The 18,111-nt window shown below is 63.0% G+C and carries 16 protein-coding genes; 10 read left to right on the forward strand and 6 right to left on the reverse strand.

The features are described from left to right. The 6 genes from AC5WNI_RS15155 to tatC all read left to right on the forward strand — a co-directional run bounded on the left by AC5WNI_RS15155 (nucleotide 1) and on the right by tatC (nucleotide 4,391). Complete coding sequence (locus AC5WNI_RS15155; RefSeq protein ID WP_175089647.1) at nucleotides 1-669, forward strand: ubiquinone biosynthesis accessory factor UbiJ; 669 nt, start codon at nucleotides 1-3, stop codon at nucleotides 667-669. Next, nucleotides 666-2,294 (forward strand): ubiquinone biosynthesis regulatory protein kinase UbiB, encoded by a 1,629-nt coding sequence (gene ubiB, locus AC5WNI_RS15160; RefSeq protein WP_175089648.1) that lies wholly within the window; start codon nucleotides 666-668, stop codon nucleotides 2,292-2,294. Before AC5WNI_RS15155 ends, ubiB begins: the two co-directional genes overlap by 4 nt. 202 nt (nucleotides 2,295-2,496) lie before the next feature. After that, nucleotides 2,497-2,832, forward strand: coding sequence for a phosphoribosyl-ATP diphosphatase (locus tag AC5WNI_RS15165; RefSeq protein ID WP_175089649.1), 336 nt, complete (start codon nucleotides 2,497-2,499; stop codon nucleotides 2,830-2,832). Nucleotides 2,833-2,941: 109 nt separating this feature from the next. Next, nucleotides 2,942-3,196 carry a Sec-independent protein translocase subunit TatA gene (gene tatA / locus AC5WNI_RS15170; protein WP_043332981.1) on the forward strand — a complete coding sequence of 85 codons (255 nt, stop codon included), beginning with the start codon at nucleotides 2,942-2,944 and terminating at the stop codon, nucleotides 3,194-3,196. A gap of 5 nt (nucleotides 3,197-3,201) precedes the next feature. Beyond that, nucleotides 3,202-3,600 (forward strand): Sec-independent protein translocase protein TatB, encoded by a 399-nt coding sequence (gene tatB / locus AC5WNI_RS15175; protein WP_175089650.1) that lies wholly within the window; start codon nucleotides 3,202-3,204, stop codon nucleotides 3,598-3,600. Next, complete coding sequence (gene tatC, locus AC5WNI_RS15180; RefSeq protein WP_175089651.1) at nucleotides 3,600-4,391, forward strand: twin-arginine translocase subunit TatC; 792 nt, start codon at nucleotides 3,600-3,602, stop codon at nucleotides 4,389-4,391. The genes tatB and tatC overlap by 1 nt, the downstream gene beginning before the upstream one ends. A 193-nt stretch (nucleotides 4,392-4,584) precedes the next feature. Here tatC and elbB read toward each other — a convergent pair whose 3' ends face one another. Continuing rightward, nucleotides 4,585-5,265 (reverse strand): isoprenoid biosynthesis glyoxalase ElbB, encoded by a 681-nt coding sequence (gene elbB / locus AC5WNI_RS15185; protein ID WP_175089652.1) that lies wholly within the window; start codon nucleotides 5,263-5,265, stop codon nucleotides 4,585-4,587. Between the two features lie 444 nt (nucleotides 5,266-5,709). Here elbB and hemB point away from each other — a divergent pair, with 444 nt between their 5' ends. Continuing rightward, a complete protein-coding gene (gene hemB / locus AC5WNI_RS15190; protein WP_175089653.1) occupies nucleotides 5,710-6,729 on the forward strand; it encodes a porphobilinogen synthase in 1,020 nt (339 codons plus the stop codon). A 48-nt stretch (nucleotides 6,730-6,777) separates the two neighbouring features. Continuing rightward, a complete protein-coding gene (gene ppk1, locus AC5WNI_RS15195; RefSeq protein ID WP_175089654.1) occupies nucleotides 6,778-9,063 on the forward strand; it encodes a polyphosphate kinase 1 in 2,286 nt (761 codons plus the stop codon). A gap of 214 nt (nucleotides 9,064-9,277) precedes the next feature. Here ppk1 and AC5WNI_RS15200 read toward each other — a convergent pair whose 3' ends face one another. Further along, complete coding sequence (locus AC5WNI_RS15200) at nucleotides 9,278-11,419, reverse strand: PhoX family protein (RefSeq protein WP_175089655.1); 2,142 nt, start codon at nucleotides 11,417-11,419, stop codon at nucleotides 9,278-9,280. A 277-nt stretch (nucleotides 11,420-11,696) separates the two neighbouring features. Then, complete coding sequence (locus AC5WNI_RS15205) at nucleotides 11,697-12,857, reverse strand: 3-deoxy-7-phosphoheptulonate synthase (protein ID WP_495928555.1); 1,161 nt, start codon at nucleotides 12,855-12,857, stop codon at nucleotides 11,697-11,699. A 725-nt stretch (nucleotides 12,858-13,582) separates the two neighbouring features. On the opposite strand from AC5WNI_RS15205, the gene AC5WNI_RS15210 reads away from it, so the two are divergent. Together AC5WNI_RS15210 and AC5WNI_RS15215 are read left to right on the forward strand one after the other, a co-directional pair. Continuing rightward, complete coding sequence (locus AC5WNI_RS15210) at nucleotides 13,583-14,137, forward strand: sigma-70 family RNA polymerase sigma factor (protein ID WP_084207827.1); 555 nt, start codon at nucleotides 13,583-13,585, stop codon at nucleotides 14,135-14,137. Continuing rightward, nucleotides 14,116-14,826 (forward strand): anti-sigma factor, encoded by a 711-nt coding sequence (locus AC5WNI_RS15215; RefSeq protein ID WP_175089657.1) that lies wholly within the window; start codon nucleotides 14,116-14,118, stop codon nucleotides 14,824-14,826. The genes AC5WNI_RS15210 and AC5WNI_RS15215 overlap by 22 nt, the downstream gene beginning before the upstream one ends. Before the next feature lie 168 nt (nucleotides 14,827-14,994). Here AC5WNI_RS15215 and folM read toward each other — a convergent pair whose 3' ends face one another. The 3 genes from folM to ubiD form a co-directional block, all read right to left on the reverse strand. Beyond that, nucleotides 14,995-15,708 (reverse strand): dihydromonapterin reductase, encoded by a 714-nt coding sequence (gene folM / locus AC5WNI_RS15220; RefSeq protein ID WP_175089658.1) that lies wholly within the window; start codon nucleotides 15,706-15,708, stop codon nucleotides 14,995-14,997. A 33-nt stretch (nucleotides 15,709-15,741) separates the two neighbouring features. Continuing rightward, complete coding sequence (locus tag AC5WNI_RS15225; RefSeq protein WP_175089659.1) at nucleotides 15,742-16,536, reverse strand: FAD-binding oxidoreductase; 795 nt, start codon at nucleotides 16,534-16,536, stop codon at nucleotides 15,742-15,744. Between the two features lie 86 nt (nucleotides 16,537-16,622). Beyond that, nucleotides 16,623-18,092: a 4-hydroxy-3-polyprenylbenzoate decarboxylase gene (gene ubiD / locus AC5WNI_RS15230; RefSeq protein WP_175089660.1), complete on the reverse strand. Its 1,470-nt coding sequence runs from the start codon at nucleotides 18,090-18,092 to the stop codon at nucleotides 16,623-16,625. Between the last annotated feature and the right edge of the window lie 19 nt (nucleotides 18,093-18,111).

An 18,111-nucleotide genomic window follows, 5' to 3' on the forward strand; every position in this document is an offset into this window, starting at 1 on the left:
ATGGCATTGCTGACCCCCCTGCTGTTGGCGACCGCTGAGCGGACGCTGAATCAGCTGCTTGCTCGCGACCCGGCCTCGACGTCGCGCCTGAATGCACTGGCAGGCCGACGCCTGCTGGTGCGTGTCGAACGCCCCGCCTTTGACCTGCTGGTGCATTTCGACCTGCAGGGCCTGCACCTGTTGCGCCTGCCCCAGGCCAACGAGAGCGATGGCGATGTGGTGGTGGAGCTCGACATGGAGACCGCCGCCGCCCTGCTGTCCGGTGAATCCATCGAGCGTCTGATGTTCGAGGGCCGCCTCGCCGTGCGTGGCCGCATCCATCTGCTGGAAAGCGCCCGTGACCTGGTGATGGACCTCGACCTGGACTGGGAAGGCGCGCTCAGTGAGTGGTTCGGCGAAGCCCCCGGCCATAGCCTGGCCAACGGCCTGCGCAGCCTCGGGCGCTTCGGCCTGATCAGCCGCCGCGAGCTGGAGCTGGACCTGCGCGAGTACCTCACCGAGGAAGCGCGCTGGCTGCCCGGCCAGGCGCAGATGCGGGTCGCACGCGACGAGCTGACCGAGCTGACCCAGTGTCTGGATCGCACCGAAGCGCGTCTGGCGCGGCTGCGCCGTCATCTCGAGGCCGCCACCTCTCATCAACCTGCCGAGCGGGAGTGCCAGCCGTCGTGAGACTCTATCGCCTGCTGAGCATCCTGTGGGTCATCGCCCGCTACCGCCTCGACGACCTGGTGCCACCGGGGCGCGTACCGGCCCTGCTGCGCCCGCTGCTCAAGCTGTCTCCGCTGCGTCTGTTCCCCATCGGCAGACGCACGCGTGGCGAGCGTCTGCGCCTGGCGCTCGAGGCCCTCGGCCCGATCTTCATCAAGTTCGGCCAGATGCTCTCGACACGCCGCGACCTGCTGCCGCCGGACATCGCCGACGAACTCAAGCGCCTGCAGGATCAGGTGCCGCCGTTCGAGAACCAGGTCGCACGGGAGCTGGTCGAGCAGGAACTCGAGATGTCGGTCGACGAAGCCTTCGCCGAATTCGAGGCCCAGCCCCTGGCGTCGGCCTCCATCGCTCAGGTACATGCCGCACGCCTGCACGATGGCTCGGATGTGGTGGTCAAGGTCATCCGGCCGCGCATCGAGGAAGTGATGCGCAAGGATATCGGCCTGCTCTACCTGTTCGCGCGACTGTTGATGAAGGTCTCGCCGGAAGCCCGTCGCCTGCGCCCGGTCGAAGTCGTCGCCGACTACGAAGCGACGCTGTTCGACGAGCTCGACATGCACAAGGAGGCCGCCAACACCTCCCAGCTCAAGCGCAACTTCCTCGACTCGCCGTTGCTCTACGTCCCGGCCATCCACTGGCCACTGACGCGCCGCCGCGTGATGGTGCAGGAACGTATCCGCGGCATCCCGGTCGCCGATATCGAGGAGCTGACCGCGCAGGGCACCGACCTCAGGAAGCTGGCCGAGCGCGGCGTGGAGATCTTCTTCACCCAGGTATTCCGCGACAACTTCTTCCACGCCGACATGCACCCCGGCAACATCTTCGTCTCGCGCGAGAACCCGCACGACCCGCAGTTCATCGCCATCGACTGCGGCATCGTCGGCAGCCTGACCCGCGAGGACCAGGACTATCTGGCCCGCAACCTGCTGGCCTTCTTCCGCCAGGATTACTACGAGGTCGCGGCGCTGCACATCGAGTCCGGCTGGGTCGGCGAAGGCACGCGCGCCAACGAATTCGCCGCCGCCATCCGCGCCGTCTGCGAGCCGATTCTCGAGAAGCCGCTCAAGGACATCAGCTTCGGCCAGGTCCTGCTGGGGCTGTTCCAGACCGCGCGCCGCTTCAACATGGAAGTCCAGCCACAGCTGGTGTTGTTGCAGAAGACCCTGCTCAACATCGAGGGCCTCGGCCGCCAGCTGTATCCGGACCTCGACCTGTGGGCCACCGCCCGCCCCTACCTGGAACGCTGGATGAAAGAGCGCGCCGGCCCCAAGGCGTTCTGGGCCGAGATGGTCAAGCAGGCACCGGAGCTGTCGCATCAGCTGCCACAGCTGCCGGCGATGGCCTTCCAGGCCATGGAACGCATCGAGGACGAGCATCGCGCCCGTCAGCGTCAGACAGAGGCCATCACCACGCTGCGCGACCGGGTCAACCACGCTTCGAGCACCAGCTGGCGACTGCGTGCGGGCCTGCTGCTGGTGGCCGGTGCCTTCGGCTGGCAGCCCCTGATGGCCTGGGCGGAGACCCAGCCCGTGGCAGTACTGGTGGGCGCGGGACTGGGAATCGTGTTATTGCTGTGGCGCTAGCCCGCAGGCAGTCATGATGGCCGGTCTGGCCCGGCGCGCAACGAAACTTGCCGCCCCATGGGACGCAGTGCAATATGAATGACACATAACACTTGCATCCTTAGTCGCCTGCCCACGCCGTGCCGTTTGCCGTGCAAGGCGTGCCGTCAGCGCAGAACTCGATGATTTAACGCAAGACCCAAGCTTTCAGGAATGATGATTCATGAGTGATATTCTCAACCGTCTGTCAGGGGTACTGGCAGAACGGCGCGACGCTGACCCGACCTCCTCCTATGTCGCGAGCCTGCACCACAAGGGCCTCAACAAGGTACTGGAGAAGATTGGCGAAGAGGCGACCGAAACCGTACTGGCCGCCAAGGATTTCGCTCACGACGACGTGGACTCGCAGCGTGCCGTGATCGGTGAGACCGCTGACCTGTGGTTCCATTCATTGGTCATGCTGTCACATCTGGGGCTGGATCATCAGGAAGTGCTGGATGAGCTGGCGCGCCGCTTCGGTGTTTCCGGCCATGATGAAAAGGCCGCTCGCGGCCAGTGAAGGACCCGTATTCTTCCGGCGCAAGCCGGCTTTCCGGCAGAGGTGCCAGCACCCTGCAAGTCTCAAGGCCCAATGACCCGGTGTCAGCGGCCCAAATGGAGAATTCCCCATGTTAGGTGGCATCAGTATCTGGCAGCTTCTCATCGTGCTCGGCATCATCATCCTGATCTTCGGAACCAAGAAGCTGCGCAACGTCGGCTCTGATCTCGGCGGTGCCGTGAAGGGCTTCAAGGGCGCGATGAAGGAAGAAGAGAAGAAGAGCGACGAGCCGACTGCCCAGCAGAAGGTCGCGCATGAGGAAAAGCGTGGCGACACCATCGATGTCGAGGCCGAGAGCCGCGATACCGCTGACAAGCGCTCGTAACCCGCATGTTCGATATCGGCTTTTTTGAACTGGCATTGATCGCGCTGCTGGCGCTGATCGTGCTCGGCCCGGAGCGTCTGCCCCGGGCCGCCCGCACTGCGGGTCTGTGGCTGGGACGCATCAAGCGCAGTGTCTCGGACATTCAGCAGGAAATCAGTGCCCAGCTGGAAGCCGAGGAACTGCGTCAGACGCTCAACGAGCAGAAGAAGCAGCTCGATGAGACGCTCGCTCATGCGCGCAACGAGGCACGCGATGTCGAGCTCGGCATCACCGAGTCCAGCTCGCCCCGCGATGCAGGTGCTTCCGGCGCTGAACCCAGCCCCCGCCCTGCCGAGAATGGTGCGCCGGCCACTGAGCCGAGCACTGCTTCCGACACCCGTGAATCACGAGAGCCACGTTCCTGATGAGTGATCCACATGCCTCACCATCAGGTGGTCAGGGCGGCGCTGCTCACGCGCCGCTCATCGAACACCTGATCGAGCTACGCTCGCGCTTGCTGCGCGCCACCCTGGTGGTGCTGGTGGTCTTCGCCGCGTTGTACGGCTTCTCCAACCAGATCTACCTGTATGTCGCCGAACCGCTGATGGCCTTGCTGCCACCGGGGTCGCAGATGATCGCCACCGAAGTGGCCTCGCCCTTCCTGGCGCCCTTCAAGCTGACATTGGTGGTGGCGCTGTTCCTGGCGATTCCCGCCGTGCTCTATCAGGCCTGGGCGTTCATCGCGCCGGGCCTCTATGAAAACGAGAAGGCGTTGGCGCTGCCGCTGCTGGCTTCCAGCATCCTGCTGTTCTATGCCGGTGCGGCCTTCGCCTACTATGTCGTCTTCCCGCTGCTGTTCCAGTTCTTCACCACCACGGGCCCCGAGAACGTGGCGATCATGACGGACATCAATCAGTACCTGAATTTTGTCCTCAAGCTGTTCTTCGCCTTCGGGGTCGCCTTCGAGATTCCCATCGCCACCTTCCTGCTGATCTGGACCGGCGCGACCACGGTGGAGGCGCTGAGCAAGAAGCGCCCCTATATCGTGATCGCCTGCTTCGTGGTGGGCATGCTGCTGACACCGCCGGATGTGATCTCGCAGTCCCTGCTGGCGATTCCGATGTGGCTGCTGTTCGAGGTCGGCATTCTGGCCTCGCGCCTCTTCAAGCGCCGTCGTGCGGCCTCGGACGATGAGGCATCGCAGGAAACGCCCTGAACGCAGCTGCCTGCAATCGTGTTTCCAATAATGCGGGTTCTGGAACTGGGCACCAGAATAGAGCACCAAAACAGAAAGCCCCGCCGAGTCTCCGGCGGGGCTTTCTGTTTCTGAAGGCCTTGTGTATTCAAGGGTCTTGCTCGCAGCAGGCGCGCGCTATCACGACACATGCACCGGCGTGTCGAAATCAGTCCTAGTCGGCGGCACGCGCCTTGTCGTCCTCGATCCAGCTATCGATGCGCTCGACCAGCTTGAAAATGCCCTGGGCCGCTTCGCTGATACGCTCCGCCAGCAAATAGGCCGGGGTGGTGACAACACGGTTGGCGGCATCGACGACGATGCCCGTCACCTCGCAGCTCTTGTGCAGGCCACCCTGGGCACTGATCGCCCCTGAGATACTGGCATCGTTGCCGATGGTGACCGAGATGCCCTCACCCAGCAGCTTGGGCACCATCACCGGCGCGATGCACATCACGCCGATCGGCTTGCCGGCCGCATGGAAGGGCTGCACGGCCTCCTGCAGGCCAGCGACGAGTTCGAGGTCCTCTCCCTTGACGGCAAAGTCACACAGATTCTTGGCGGCGCCGAAGCCACCGGGCAGGATCAGCGCATCGAAGTCGTCCGCAGACAACTCTTCCAGCGGGCGCACCTTGCCACGTGCCAGACGTGCGGACTCGACCAGCACGTTGCGGGCCTCCTTCATCTCGTCGCCAGTGCCATGATTGATCACGTGATGCTGCGCGACATCCGGTGCAAAGCACTCATAGGCTATGCCCAGCTGATCGAGACGCAGCAGCGTCAGGGTAGTTTCATAGATCTCGGAGCCATCGAAGACACCGCAACCGGAAAGGATCAGGGCTACCTGCTTGGTCATGTGTTACTCCATTGACGGTGAACTGCCCGGCGACTGCCGGCAGGTCAGAAGTGACAGAGTCGTACAGGAATCAGCATCAGGCAAGCCTCATATGAGAGGGAGCCTGCGGGCAAGAGCATGCCGTCCCTGCAGCCCGCACAGGGTGGGAAGTCGTCACTCCGATGCCCCAAGACTATGGGCGACATAGCCACACCTCAAGGGCGTGGCTGGGGGCGAGCGGGCAAGATGGCCATGCACGGGACGCGACACCCTGTCCCATGCCATGCCCTGCCGTGGCGTGTCTGCACTGATATACTCGAATGATCCGTGCCGCTACTTGCCCGGCCAACCCCATCGCCTTCGGTGCTGGGGGTGCTGCCTGATCTGTCATATCATTGAAACATGATAGACTTAGACTTCCAGCGTCCCTCACGGAACCGGAGCCTCTGATCCGGAGAGCATTTCTTGAGCCAACATACCCCGCGCCAGTTTCCTGCGACTCGTATGCGCCGTATGCGCAAGGACGACTTCTCTCGCCGGCTGATGCGTGAAAATCAGCTGACGGCTGATGATCTGATCCTGCCGGTCTTCGTTCTCGAAGGCTCCCAGCGTCGTGAAACCGTGCCCAGCATGCCGGGCGTCGAGCGCCTGTCCATCGACCTCATGGTCGAAGAATGCCGCGCCGTCCACGCGCTGGGCGTGCCGGCCATCGCACTCTTCCCGGTGGTCGATGCCGAGGCCAAGACGCTGTATGCCGAAGAATCCTACAACGCCAACGGCCTGGTGCAGCGTTGCGTGCGCGCCTTGAAGGAAGCATTGCCGGAGCTGGGCGTCATCACGGATGTCGCGCTCGATCCCTACACCGTTCACGGTCAGGACGGTATCCTCGACGAAGACGGCTACGTGCTCAACGACCGCACCGTCGAGACCTTGATCAAGCAGGCGCTGTCACACGCGGAAGCCGGTGCCGATGTCATCGCGCCCTCCGACATGATGGACGGCCGCATCGGCTCCATCCGCGCCATGCTGGAACAGGAAGGTCTGATCAACACGCGCATCATGGCCTACTCGGCCAAGTACGCCTCCAACTACTACGGCCCGTTCCGTGACGCAGTCGGTTCGAGCGGCAATCTGGGCAAGGCCGACAAGCAGACCTACCAGATGGACCCGGCCAACAGCGACGAGGCCCTGCATGAGGTGGCGATGGACATCGCCGAGGGCGCTGACATGGTGATGGTCAAGCCGGGCATGCCCTATCTTGATGTGGTAACGCGTGTGAAGCGCGAACTGGAAGTGCCGACCTTCGCCTACCAGGTCAGCGGCGAGTACGCCATGCACATGGCCGCCTTCCAGAACGGCTGGCTGGACGCCGACAAGGTCATTCTCGAATCACTGATGTGCTTCAAGCGTGCGGGTGCCGACGGCATTCTCACCTATTTTGCCCGCCGGGCCGCGGAACTGCTGGCGGAGAAAAACCGCCTTTGACAACCCCGGCCATTGCGGAAGCGGCTGACCGGGATCATGGAGTTGATGATGGAACAGACGCCCAAGCAAGATACCGACAACACCACGGCGACCCTGCCGGGAGTCGCTGACAGCCGCGACAGGGATGCTGCCCCCAAGGCAGCATCCATTCCACGGGAAGGCGAGATCGAGCTGGTGGCGGATGAGCCGCCGGCTCAGGAACCACTGCCCCTGCGCGTCAACCGGACGCGTACCGGTATCCATGCCAAGGCCACTCCCTCCCCCGAGGCCGACCTCGCCGATCCGGCGCTGTACTTCAATCGCGAGCTGTCCAACCTGCAGTTCAACATCCGCGTACTCGAACAGGCCAAGGATACCTCGCATCCGCTGCTCAACCGCTTGATGTTCCTGCTGATCTTCACGTCCAACATGGACGAGTTCTTCGAGATTCGCGTGGCGGGCCTCAAGCATCAGATCGCCTTCGATCGTACCGACCCCGGCTGTGACGGGATGCTGCCGAGCAAGGTGCTCGATGAGGTGTCCCGCATCACGCATGAGCAGGTCGAACGCCAGTACCGCATGCTCAACGAGGACCTGATCCCCGCGCTGGAAGAGCAGCACATCCGCTTCCGTCGCCGCAATCAATGGAACGACGCGCAGAAGGCCTGGGTACGCGATTACTTCGAGGAAGAGATCCAGCCGGTCATCAGCCCGATCGGTCTCGACCCGTCGCACCCGTTCCCGCGCCTGGTCAACAAGAGCCTCAACTTCATCGTCGAACTGGAAGGCAAGGATGCCTTCGGTCGTGAAGGTGGCCTGGCCATCCTGCCGGCCCCGCGCTCGCTGCCGCGCCTGATCCGCATCCCGGATGGCCTCGTCGAACCGGGTTACACCGAATACGTCTTCCTGTCCTCGATGATCCACGCTCATGCCCAGGAGCTATTCCCGGGCATGAAGATCAAGGGCTGCTATCAGTTTCGCCTGACTCGCAACGCCGATCTCTCGGTGGATGCCGAGGATGTCTCCGACCTGGCCTCCGCGCTGCGTGGCGAGCTGCTGGCGCGCCGCTACGGCGATGGGGTGCGTCTCGAGGTGGCCGACAACTGCCCGGAAGCGCTCTATACCTTCCTGCTCAAGCAGTTCGATCTGGAGACGCGTGACCTCTATCAGGTCAAGGGCCCGGTCAACCTCAACCGCCTGATGGAAGTCATCGGCGACGTGGGCCGCGAGGACCTGCTCTATGCCCCGTTCACCCCGGGCATCCCCAAGGCGCTCAAGGGCGACAACAGCCTGTTCGATGCGATCCGTCGCGAGGACATCCTGCTGCATCACCCCTTCCAGTCCTTTTCCCCGGTCGAGAACCTGCTCGCCGAGGCGGCGCGCGACCCGAACGTGCTGGCCATAAAGCAGACCCTCTATCGCACCGGCGCCGACTCCAACATCGTCTCCTCGCTGGTGGAAGCCGCACGTCAGGGCAAGGAAATCACCGTGGTGATCGAGCTGCGGGCGCGCTTCGATGAGGCCGACAATCTGCAGCTGGCCTCACGCCTGCAGGAAGCCGGCGCCATCGTCATCTACGGCGTGATGGCCTACAAGACCCACGCCAAGATGCTGCATATCGTGCGACGTGAACACGGCGAGCTGCGTCACTACGCGCACCTGGGCACCGGTAACTACCATGCCAAGACGGCGCGTCTCTATACCGATTACAGCCTGCTGACCGCCAACGAGACACTGTGCGAGGACGTCCACAAGGTCTTCCAGCAGCTGACCGGCATGGGCAAGCAGCGCGATATCGAGAAGCTGCTGCACGCCCCCTTCACGCTACATGAGCGCATGGTGGAGATGATCGACCGTGAAGCGCGCAACGCCGAGAAAGGCAAGCGAGCCCACATCATCGTCAAATGCAATTCACTGACCGAGCCCAAGCTGATTCGCGCCCTCTACCGTGCCTCGCGTGCTGGCGTGCAGTGTGACCTGATCATTCGCGGCGTCTGCTGTCTGCGTCCGGGTGTGCCGGGGATTTCCGACAACATCCGCGTACGCTCGGTGATCGGTCGCTTCCTCGAGCACACGCGCACCTTCCACTTCCACAATGCCGGTCAGCCGGAAACCTGGTGCTCCAGTGCGGATTACATGGAACGCAACATGTTCCATCGTGTCGAGACCTGCTTCCCGCTGCTCGACAAGAAGCTGGCCCAGCGTATCCGCAAGGACCTGGACACCTACCTGGTCGACAACTGCCAGAGCTGGCGCCTGGAAAGCGATGGTCACTACACCCAGCTGGATGCCGGCGACGCGGAGCCGATCAGCGTGCAGGAAACCCTGCTGTTCGCCTACGCTGCCAAGGCCTGATCACGACTTGCTCACGCCAGCCCCCCCTCAGGTAGCAGCACACACGGCCAACTGAACTCTCGGCCCTCACGCTTGCGTGGAGGGCCGTTGTCGTTGCTCCTCCTTCTGATCCCCCCAAGGCTGTGCAAGGCGGGACCGACGATCAGACGCATGCAAGAAGCCCCCATATCATCGATACGGGGGCTTCGCTTTCACATCGGATCAGTCACGGGTATCAGACGCCGATCTTGCCACCATCTTCCCGCTGGATGACGACGGTCGCGGCGCGCGGGCGCACACTGCCGTCAGTTTCGGCAGTCGCATCCATACTCTGCGGCCAGTTGCCGGGATGTTGGATATTGACGAACAACGCCGTCCTGTCAGGGGTCGCGAAGATGCCGGTCACTTCACAGCCGTTCGGGCCAACCGCGAAGCGCTTGAGGTGTGCCTGGTTATCGGCACCGATCACGGCAGCATCCCCTTCAGCCTGCTGAAGCGTGGCCGGCACGACGGCCAACACCTGGTCATTGGTGGCATCCGCCACACCGGCGTAGCCGTTGTCCGTCTGGATCCACAGGATGCCCTGCTCGTCCTCACGTTCGTCGAAGTAGAGGCCATCCGGACTGGCGAATTCATTCATCTCGGTCAGGCCGGACAGATTGTCGGCATCACTGGCCGCTGCACCGAACACGAAGATCTCCCAATCGAAGGCGGTGTGATCCCCTGCCTCGCGCCAGCGGATGATCTGTCCCGCCTCGTTGTCACCGCGCGGATTGGCGGCATTGGTCGGCGCCGTCCTGTAACCGACTCCCGGCTCCTCGATGGTCTTGCCGTCATTGGTGAAGGCAGCCGCGGTCCCCTCTTCGGTGCGCTTGGAATTGTTGGTCAGTGTCATGTAGACCTCACCGGAAGCCGGGTCGACGGCGCCCCACTCCGGGCGGTCCATCGGCGTGGCGCCCATCAGATCCGCCGCGTCCACGGTATGGATGATGATACCGGCCAGGTCATCGGCCGCCAGCCCCAGAGCCTCGGCCAGGGTGCGGCCATCCCTGGTCACGGCCTCCGGCGTCAGCTTGAGCCACTTGCCGGTGCCATCGGCGGAGAACTGGGCGACATACAGCGTGCCCTTGTCCAGGTACTTGTCGCCGATCGCCAGGCGGTCCTTGAAGTCACCGGCGCCACGCGCATCAGCGGCGTCCCACTTGGCGTCTGACACGAACTTGTAGATGTACTCGTTGCGCGAATCGTGACCGGAGTAGAAGACCACCGGCTCCCCCTCGACCAGCTTGCCCGGCCAGCAGCCCTCGTGACGGAAGCGGCCCAGCGCGGTGCGCTTGATGGCCTGCTCGCCGGTGTAGGGGTCGATCTCGACGATATAACCGAAGGTCCGCGGTTCGTTACGGTAATCCTTGTCGGCGCTGTCTGCCGTCGGCGTGTTGTCGAAACGCGCGAATTCGCCTTCGACTTCACTGGCATCTCCAGCGGCAGTTTCCCAGCCATAGCGGCCACGCTCGGTCTCGATGCCGATACGGTTGTCATCGAGCTGACGATCGCTGCGCTTGACGAAGTAACCCGGCCAGTTCTCTTCGCAGGTCAGGTAGGTGCCCCACGGGGTGTAGCCGTTGGCGCAGTTGTTGTTGGTACCACGGGTGCGCATGCCATCCGGCGAGAAGGCTGTCTTGACGTAATCGCTTCCCGCCACCGGGCCGCTCAGCTTCATTTCACTGGCGCTGGTGTAGCGACGGTTGTAGCGCGAATCACCCACCACTTCCCACTTGCCGTTGCTGTCCTTCCTGACCTCGACGATTGTCACGCCGTGGGCGTTGATCTCGGTGCGCACTTCATCGACCGGGCGCTTGCCGGAATCCGCATTGGTCGCGCCGCCCTTGGGCGCCCACAGAGCATCCTGATCGATGTATTCGTTGTTCATGACCAGCAGGAAGTTGCTGGAGGCCGTGTCGTCGCTCAAGGCGAAGTTGTGCATGCCATCGTGATGCATGCCGACGGTGTTGAGCTGGATATCCGGCGTCATCGCCAAATCCTTGCTCCACTCGGGTGCCTTGGCATTGAGCGGTGTGCCCCACGGCGCCAGCACCTGTGCGGTATATCCCTTGGGAACCACGACGGCATCCGTGCGTGACCCCTTGATGGACTCGAATGCCAGCGCCAGCGGCGTCTTCTTGCCCGCTTCGTTGCTGGCGGCGTTGGCCGTGGTGCTCAGCCCCGCAAGACCGAAACCACCGAGCATGCTGGCAGCCGCCATGCCAAGGCCACCCTGCAAGACACGACGACGCGAGATGTGTCGCTCGATGACAGATGAGAATGTCTCGTTGCTGCTGGGATTAAGCAGGCGATGGTCTTCGATTTCCTTGCTCATGTCGCTTCACCGTAGTCAGGTTTCGGGTTGTTCTGTTCAGGCATGCCCCGCAAGTGCATGCCGAAGGCAACAAGAGTGATACGCGAGCCCGATGACAATTCCGTGACGAAGGGACAACAGCGACGATAGACGACAGCGCCCAACGGCCTTTCGACCGTTGGGCGCAGGGGCTTCAGGAGACAAGCCGACAAATTCAGCAATTATCAGACAAGCGCGTCGTCATCCTCCCGACGAGGCGCGGGCCTGGCGTCCGAGACCTGATGTATAGAGCCTTGCATCAGGCCTCGCGCAGGCGCTCGGCGGCCAGGTTCAGCAAATGCTCGGTAGTTTCCCAGCCCAGGCAGGCATCGGTGACGGACACGCCATGACGCAGCTGGGAGAGCTTCTCCGCTGCCGGCAAGGCCTGCTTGCCTTCATTGAGGTGACTCTCGAGCATCACGCCGATCAAGGCATCATCCCTCGCCAGACGCTGAGAGAGCACATCCAGCATCACCTCACTCTGGCGGCGGTGGTCCTTGCGGGAGTTGGCGTGACTGCAATCGACCATCAGGCGCGGCGTCAGGCCAGCGCCTTCCAGCTCACGCCGGCAGGCGGCCACCGAGGCGGCGTCATAGTTGGGCTGGCCATGACCGCCGCGCAGCACCACATGGGTATGCGGATTGCCCGCGGTCTCGATCAGCGCCGGACGCCCACTGTCATCCATGCCGAAGTGGCGATGCCCATGCGCCGCCGCTCCGATGGCCTGCACGGCGACCTCGACGCCTCCGTCAGTGCCGTTCTTGAACCCCACGGCACAGCCGAGGCCGGAGGCCATCTCGCGATGGATCTGCGACTCAGTGGTGCGGGCACCGATGGCTGCCCAGCCGAGCAGGTCTTCCAGGTAAGCGGCGGTCAGCGGCTGCAGCAGCTCCGTCGCCACCGGCAGGCCCAGCTGGTTGATCTCGCGCATCAGCTCGCGCGCCTGACGCAGGCCGGTGGCCATGTCATCGCTGCCATCCAGATGCGGATCATAGGCCAGCCCCTTCCAGCCCACCGTGGTGCGCGGCTTCTCGACATAGACACGCATCACCAGCTTGAGGCGATCACGCACCTGCGGCTCGATCAGCGCCAGGCGCTGGGCGTACTCACGCGCGGCCTTGAGATCATGGATGGAGCACGGCCCGACCACCACCAGCAGACGATCATCGTCGCCGGCGAGAATGGCATTGATCTCATCGCGATGCTGGCGAATCTGGCCGGCCAAGTCGGCGTCCACCGGCAGCTGCTCGCGCAATTCGCTGGCGCTGGGCAGGGCTTCACGACTGATGCGTCCGGGTGTGGTCGGAGTCTGGGCGGCATCAGAGCGGGTCACGGTGGCGTTCTCGGCAGTCAAGGGATCAACAGTGGCGTCGGCAGTGTGCGGGCTTGCGGTCAACACGCGTTCAAGGCTGGCGTTCATGGTCTTCTCTCCTGTAATGAAGCCTCGGCTTCATCACGCAATATTCATTCTGACAGACAGGGACTTCGCGAATCGTCACCCCGGTATTGCTCGCCCTGCCCCGCGGTGACAGCGGAAAGAGGCAGGACGCCGCTAAATCGCCAGCGCCAATAACCATGCACGACCCGAGCGGAGGCAAGTGAAAAGCGGGTAGTCAGGATAGTGGTGCGCATGGTCATTCCTCTCGTCATTCATGCTGCAATCATTGTCGGCACGTTAGGGTGACATGCCTCGTCATGGATTTCGCAAGGTCCGAAACGCAAGAACCCCCGGCCATGGCTGCGACCGGGGGTTCTTCAAGGTGGTGGCAGCCCGTACGAGACAGGCGCGCCGTGACCTCAGGCGCGCCCCTGTGTAAACCAATACCAATAGCCGTCCGCACACGCAGCCGCCACGACCAGGCCCGAAGGGCAGGCAGCGACGGTGAACGAGCGGTGGCTGGTGGTCTGATTCATGGGTCGGGCCGATATCCAGTGGTGACGATGAAAAAGGTGATAGACCTATCCTTGCACTCCAGATCGTCCTGCGCAAGCGTGAACCGGCAACAAACCGTTGTCCGCACGCATAAAGAAGGGCTATCAGCCTGAAGTGGCATCAGTATAATCTTTGGTTGTCGATCAACATGATCGGCAACACGCATTCGTCCAGCGGTGCCTGACACCGCGCCCACAGCTTGGAATGCATGCATGCAGGATTCCCGAAATGATGCACTGATAGAGTATCTGTCGGGATGCGCCCGGCAGGATGCCAAGGCACTGGATCGGCTCTATCGAGCAACCAGTGCGCATCTGTACGCTCAGTTGCTGCGTATCTTGAGACATGAGGCATCCGCGCAGGATTGTCTTCAGCAGGTCTACATCCGGGTATGGGCCGCCGCCGGTCAATATGACGCCGGCCGCGCCCGCCCGATGACTTGGCTCGGCACCATGACCCGCAACATCGCCATCGACTGGATACGTCGACAGCGACCCAGCGAGCATGACAGCGATGAATTGATCGCCGCCATGCCGGGGCGGAGTGATATCGAGGCAGATGTCGACCTGGCCCAGCACAGTGGTGAACTCCATCAGTGCCTGGCCGAGCTGAATGACGATCAACGCCGTGCCCTGGAACTGGCCTATTTCGAAGGTCTTACCCACCAGGATCTGGCCAATCAACTGGACCAGCCCTTGGGCACCGTCAAGAGCTGGGTCCGTCGTGGACTCGAGAGGTTGAAGACATGCATGAGTCATTTGATCTGAGCGACCCGGAACTGCGCGAAGCCGCAGCGGGCGAGTATGCGCTCGGCACATTGACACGCGACGAGCGCGCGGCATTCGAGTCACTGCTGGCCGTCAGCCACGACCTGCAACGTGATGTGGAGCGCTGGCGCGAGCATCTCAACGTGTTCAATGAACAGCTTCCCCCCGTCACGCCACCGGCCCATGTCTGGCAAGGCATCGCCGAGGCGACCGGCACTGCCCGTCAGCCCTGGTGGCGTCGTCTGGGCCTATGGCAGGGCATGACCGCCACGGCCTTCAGCCTGGCACTGGCAGTCACCCTGACCTTCAGCCTGGGGCACAACGCGGGCATGGAGAGCGACTACGTGTTCGTGGTCAACAATTCTGACAGCAGCCCCGGCTGGATCGTCAACGCCTCCCACTCGGGCGAGATGATGGTGCAGGCCGTCAGGCCCGAAGCACCGGCCCCAGGCAAGGTCTGCGAGCTGTGGCTGATGGCCAAGGATGGCAAGGAGCCGATGTCACTGGGCATCCTGCCGCATTCCGGCACCATGAAGGTCGAGGTGCCCAAGGAGTATCTGGCTGCCTTCCCTGACAGCGACCTGGTGATCACTCTGGAAAACCCGCAGGGTGCCCCCTCCGGCAACCAGATGGGCCCGACCCTCAAGAAGGGTCAACTGACGCCGGTCGAAGGCCGCCACATCCTGTAAGCGCTTCGCCAGTGCAGAATGTCGTGACAACGATCGCAACAACGGTCGCAGCAACGAAAAAAAAGCCCCCGCTTTTCAGCGGGGGCTTTTTTCGTGCTGTGCTCAGATCTCGAATGTCATGCCTCGGAAGTCAAAAGCGATAACCGAAAGACCCGCTGACAGAAGCTATCAGCGCAGGTGGCGGCCACCATCCACCGGCAGGGTCGTGCCCGTGACATAGGGACTATCCAGCAGATAGCGCAGTGCCTGCCAGATGACGCCAGGCCCCGGTACCTGCTGCATCAACGACTTGGCTCGCGCACGCTCGGCATAGTCGTCATCATCGTCAGGGCGCAGCATGATCAGCGCCGGCGCGATGGTGTTGACCTGGATGCGTGGCGCGAACATCGACGCAAACGACAAGGTCAGGTTCTCGAGCCCCGCCTTGCTGGCCGCGTAGGCCGCATGCTTGCGCGAGCCCTTCTGGACCACGAAATCACTCATGTGGACGACGTCCGCCTGCGGCTCGATTCCAGCTTCCAGCAGATCGCGCAGCGCCAGATTGATCAGGTACGGCGCCTGCATATGGACACGGAACAGGTGCTCGAACAGCTCGCCCTGCCCCTCGCCGTCGCCATCCGGTGCCCAATCGCCGGCATTGTGCACGATGGCCCGCAGGGTCGGCGTCAGCTCACGAATCGCCGCGATGAAGGCCTGGATGCCTGTCTCGCTGGAGAAATCCGCCTGCACGGTGCGAATGCCCAGTGCGCGCAGGGCGTCGAGCTCTTCCCGCTCGCGTCGATAACTGATGATGACCGGATGACCATCATCGACCAATCGCTCGGCACAGTAACGCCCCAGGCGCTGAGCGCCACCCGTGATCAGTATCGGAGACTGACTCATTCACTCGACTCCTTCAGGCAAGGTCAGGCTACTTCAGGCAGAGACCAGCGCCGGGTCCAGCAGCGGCTCGCGTGGCGCATAGCTGAACACATCGGAGCTCAGCGCGCTGGCCTCGACACCCAATGGCGTCAGCGCATCGACACAGGCATAGACCATGCCCGGCGAGCCGGACAGATAGACGCGCTTGCCCGCCATGCTGCCCGCGTGCTCGCGCAGCACCTCGTCGATACGTCCCAGATGACCATTGAAAGCGGCCTCGACACCGGCCGCTTCCAGCGCGCGATGATGGGCATCGCCGACTTCCGGCGCTTCTTCCAGCACCGGAAAATAGCGGAAATTGGGCTGACTGGCGGCCCAGTTGAGCGCCGCGCTCTCCAGATACAGATCACGCCGCTCGCGCGCTGCCCACCACAGTTCGATGGGCTGGGACAGGCCACGTGCAAACGCCGCCTGCAGCATGGCGTGCATCTGCGAGAATCCAGTGCCGGCACAGATCAGCACGATGGGGCTGGGGTCGTCGAGGTCCAGCACGCATTCGCCGCTGGGCAGGCGTAGCTCAAGTTGATTGGCCGCGACCAGCAGGCTGCGCAGGCGCGCGGAATTGCTGCGCTCCGGCCAATGCTGGATATGCAGCTCCAGCACGCCATCACCACTGGCGGCATTGGCGATGGAGAACGGTACCCAGGTGGTGTCATCGAGCTTCATCTCGAGATACTGGCCCGGCGCGTGCGCCAGGGCCTCGGGACGTGCGGCGAAGCGCACACGAAACACGTCCGGGGTCAGATCTTCCACACTCTCGACATGACAGGTCAGGGTCCGCGCCGTCATCGTATCCTCTTGTTATCTGATGCCTGCCGCCAGCGCGCTGCGCGACGACAGGGTAAATGCATGGGTGTTGATGGTCAGTCGCAAAATCAGTCCAGAATGCCCAGACTGTCCCAGCGTTCATCGACACGGGATGTGATCTCTTCGCTCATCACGATGGGCTCGCCCCACTCGCGGTCTGTCTCGCCGGGCCACTTGTTGGTCGCGTCCATGCCCATCTTGGAGCCAAGACCCGCCGTTGGCGAGGCGAAGTCCAGATAATCGATCGGCGTATTGTCGACCAGAACGGTATCACGGCTCGGGTCCATGCGCGTGGTGATGGCCCAGATGACATCTTCCCACTTGCGGGCATCGACATCATCATCCAGCACGATCACGAACTTGGTGTACATGAACTGACGCAGGAAGCTCCAGACCCCCATCATCACGCGCTTGGCGTGGCCGGGGTACTGCTTCTTCATCGTCACCACCGCCATGCGGTAGGAGCAGCCTTCCGGGGGCAGATAGAAGTCGACGATCTCCGGGAACTGCTTGCGCAGGATCGGCACGAAGACTTCATTGAGCGCCAGGCCGAGGATCGCCGGCTCATCCGGCGGACGCCCGGTATAGGTGGAGTGATAGATCGGGTCGCGCCGATGGGTGATGCGCTCGATGGTGAAGACCGGGAAGGTCTCCACCTCGTTGTAATAGCCGGTGTGATCGCCGTAGGGGCCTTCCGGTGCCACGTCATCCGGGTACAGGTAGCCTTCCAGGATGATCTCGGCGCTGGCCGGGACCTCGAGATCCGACAGGCCACATTTGACCAGCTCGGTGCGCGAGCCGCGCAGCAGACCGGCAAAGGCATACTCGGAGAGTGAATCCGGTACCGGCGTGACAGCGCCGAGAATGGTGGCCGGATCGGCACCCAGCGCCACCGCGACGGGGAAGGGTTCGCCCGGATGGGCCTTCTGCCACTCGCGGAAGTCCAGCGCACCGCCACGGTGTGCCAGCCAGCGCATGATGAGGCGATTCTTGCCGAGCTTCTGCTGACGATAGATGCCGAGGTTCTGGCGCTCCTTGTGCGGACCGCGGGTGATCACCAGCGGCCAGGTCACCAGCGGCGCGGCATCCCCGGGCCAGCAGTGCTGGATCGGAATCATGTCGAGATCGACATCCTCCCCTTCCAGCACGATCTCCTGACAGGGCGCACGCTTGACCTTCTTCGGCCCCATGCTCATCACCTGCTTGAAGATCGGCAACTTGTCCCAGGCATCCCGGAAGCCCTTGGGCGGCTCCGGCTCCTTGAGGAAGGCCAGCAGCTCGCCGACTTCGCGCAGCGCCTCGACGGATTCCTGCCCCATGCCCAGCGCCACGCGCCGCGGCGTGCCGAACAGATTGCCCAGCACCGGCATGCTGTGGCCCTTGACGTTCTCGAACAGCAACGCCGGACCACCCGCCTTCAGGGTGCGATCACAGATCTCGGTCATCTCCAGATAGGGGTCCACCTCGGCACGAATGCGCTTGAGTTCGCCCTTCTCTTCCAGCGCCGCGATGAAATCGCGTAAGTCTCGATACTGCATGGGAGTTTCCGCTCGGCTT

It is taken from the genome of Cobetia sp. PDI-12MA (genome assembly GCF_059507695.1).

Bases quoted from the DNA above. Each gene is read 5' to 3' on its own strand.
- AC5WNI_RS15155 (WP_175089647.1), top strand. From the start codon at position 1: ATGGCATTGCTGACCCCCCTGCTGTTGGCGACCGCTGAGCGGACGCTG.
- AC5WNI_RS15165 (WP_175089649.1), top strand. From the start codon at position 2,497: ATGAGTGATATTCTCAACCGTCTGTCAGGGGTACTGGCAGAACGGCGC.
- tatA (WP_043332981.1), top strand. From the start codon at position 2,942: ATGTTAGGTGGCATCAGTATCTGGCAGCTTCTCATCGTGCTCGGCATC.
- tatB (WP_175089650.1), top strand. From the start codon at position 3,202: ATGTTCGATATCGGCTTTTTTGAACTGGCATTGATCGCGCTGCTGGCG.
- tatC (WP_175089651.1), top strand. From the start codon at position 3,600: ATGAGTGATCCACATGCCTCACCATCAGGTGGTCAGGGCGGCGCTGCT.
- elbB (WP_175089652.1), bottom strand. From the start codon at position 5,265: ATGACCAAGCAGGTAGCCCTGATCCTTTCCGGTTGCGGTGTCTTCGAT.
- ppk1 (WP_175089654.1), top strand. From the start codon at position 6,778: ATGGAACAGACGCCCAAGCAAGATACCGACAACACCACGGCGACCCTG.
- AC5WNI_RS15200 (WP_175089655.1), bottom strand. From the start codon at position 11,419: ATGAGCAAGGAAATCGAAGACCATCGCCTGCTTAATCCCAGCAGCAAC.
- AC5WNI_RS15205 (WP_495928555.1), bottom strand. From the start codon at position 12,857: ATGAACGCCAGCCTTGAACGCGTGTTGACCGCAAGCCCGCACACTGCC.
- AC5WNI_RS15210 (WP_084207827.1), top strand. From the start codon at position 13,583: ATGCAGGATTCCCGAAATGATGCACTGATAGAGTATCTGTCGGGATGC.
- AC5WNI_RS15215 (WP_175089657.1), top strand. From the start codon at position 14,116: ATGCATGAGTCATTTGATCTGAGCGACCCGGAACTGCGCGAAGCCGCA.
- folM (WP_175089658.1), bottom strand. From the start codon at position 15,708: ATGAGTCAGTCTCCGATACTGATCACGGGTGGCGCTCAGCGCCTGGGG.
- AC5WNI_RS15225 (WP_175089659.1), bottom strand. From the start codon at position 16,536: ATGACGGCGCGGACCCTGACCTGTCATGTCGAGAGTGTGGAAGATCTG.
- ubiD (WP_175089660.1), bottom strand. From the start codon at position 18,092: ATGCAGTATCGAGACTTACGCGATTTCATCGCGGCGCTGGAAGAGAAG.